The 2,036-nt window shown below is 75.2% G+C and carries 1 protein-coding gene; it reads right to left on the reverse strand.

The features are described from left to right. Positions 1 to 224 precede the first annotated feature (224 nt). Positions 225 to 2,036 (reverse strand): LuxR C-terminal-related transcriptional regulator (locus ACWDX9_RS62680; RefSeq protein ID WP_449973347.1); only part of this gene is annotated, 1,812 nt, incomplete at its 5' end.

Raw genomic sequence — 2,036 nt, forward strand, 5'->3', positions numbered from 1 at the left:
CGGGCCGCCGCGACGGTGCCGGGTTCGCCGGGCCAGCCGGGCATGACCGGCGCATAGCCGCGCGCGGCGAACCGGTCGGCCCATGGCTGCCACGAACTGGCGTGCAGCCAGAGGCCGTGGAGGAAGACGACAGGGATTGCGGTAATGGTCATCGCGGGCTCCTTCATGGGGGCGATACGGCAAATATCGCCGGACAGGCGGTGCCCGCTGATCTGTCAGATGACCTAAGTCGTGTCCATCCGCAGCGCGTCGCGCAGAGACGCGCGGGAGGTGATGCCGAGCTTCGGGAAGATCTTGTACAGGTGCGCGCCGACCGTACGCGGAGACAGGAACAGCCGCGCCCCGATCTCCCGGTTGCTCAGCCCGGTGGCGGCCAGCTCGGCGATCTGCCGTTCGTGCGGGGTCAGCGTGGCCACCGCGTCGCGGTGGGCGCGGGTCGGTTTGCCGGCCGCGCGCAGTTCGGTGCGGGCCCGCTCGGCCCAGGTCACGGCGCCGAGCTGGTCGAACGCGCCGAGCGCCTCGGTCAGCGCCTGGCGGGCCAGGACCAGCTCGCGGGAGCGCCGCAGCCACACGCCGTACGCCAGCCGGATGCGGGCCAGCTCGAACGGGAACGCCGCGCCCGCGGGGTGTGCGACCGCGGCGGCGAACAGCGCACCGGCCTCCTCCTGCGGCGCGGTGATCGCCAGCGCCCCTGCGGTGAGCAGCGCCAGGCGTGGGGAGAGTGCCGGCAGGCCCGCGTCCCGGGCGGCTTCGGCGTGCGCGCGGGCGGCGGCGTGCCGGCCCGTGTGCGTGGCGGCCTCGACCAGGTCGAGCAGGGTACGGGTGGCCTGCTGCGAGTACCGGGTGAACCCGCCCGGGGCGGTGATCCCGGCAGCGTAGGCGTACGCGGTCTCGTACTCGCCCTCGCTGAGCGCGGCGGCGGCGCCGATCGCCTCCGCGTACTCGGTCAGGAACCCCACCCCGCGCGGCCGCCCCCAGGCGTCCACGGCCGCCTGCAGCTCGCGGGCCCCGGCCAGGTCGCCACGGTAGGCCGCCAGCAGCCCGAGGAATGCCCGGAACGCCTGGGTGAACAGCCCGTACCCGTGCTCGGTGGTGAGGTCCAGGCCGCGGCGGCCGGTCCGCTCGGCCTCCGCCCACGCACCGGTGGCGATCTGATCGAGCATCACCACCTGGAGCAGGGTCATCACGCTGGTGACCGCGCCGGACTCCGTCTCCCGGTCGACCATGCGCCGCAGCAACGCCCGATGATCGCCCAGCACTCCCAGGTAGAACGCGGAGACCATCAGCCGCATCGCATGCCACGGCGCGACGGCGGCCGGCCCGGCGAGCACCTCGGCGATCCGCTCCGGCACACCGTGGCCGCGGTTCACCACGTCACCCCACGTGTCCCGCACGATCGCCGTCGACGGGCTGACCCCGTCACCGAACCGGTCGAACAGCGCCTCGGTGCGCGCCCAGCGGACCGGGTCGACGGCGAACTGGCTGACCGCCAGCAGCAGGCTCAGCGCACGTTCGGTCAGCCGGGCGTCGCCGATCCCGGACTCGAGCAGTGCCGAGATCCGCCGGTGATTCGCGGCGACATCGCCGTCGCGGTACAGCGCCACGAATCCGGCGGTGATCACCGCCGCCGGGCCGTCCACGGCGGCGTCCTCGGCGAGGCCCTGCGCCGTGTCGAGCAGGCCGGCCTGCCCGGCGACGAACGCCGCGTCGGCCAGCCGCCGGGACCGGTCGGCGGAGCGGCGGCTCAGTTCCGCGGCACGGGTCAGCCAGGTGATCGCGATCGCGGCGCCGCCGCGCCTGGTCGCCGAGACAGCCGCCACTTCGAGGGCCGCCGCGACGTCGTCGTCCGGGTCGACGGTGGCGGCGGCCAGGTGCACGGCCCGCCGTTCCGGGCTGTCGCGGTGCAGCCGGGCAAGGTCGGCGTGGGCGGCGCGGCGCTCGTTCGGCGTCGCGGCCTGGACGACGGCCGACCGCACGAGAGGATGCCGGAACACCGGCTCCCCGCCGGCCGGGTCCGGGGCCAGCAGGCCCGCCTC

It is taken from the genome of Nonomuraea sp. NPDC003201, assembly GCF_053590415.1.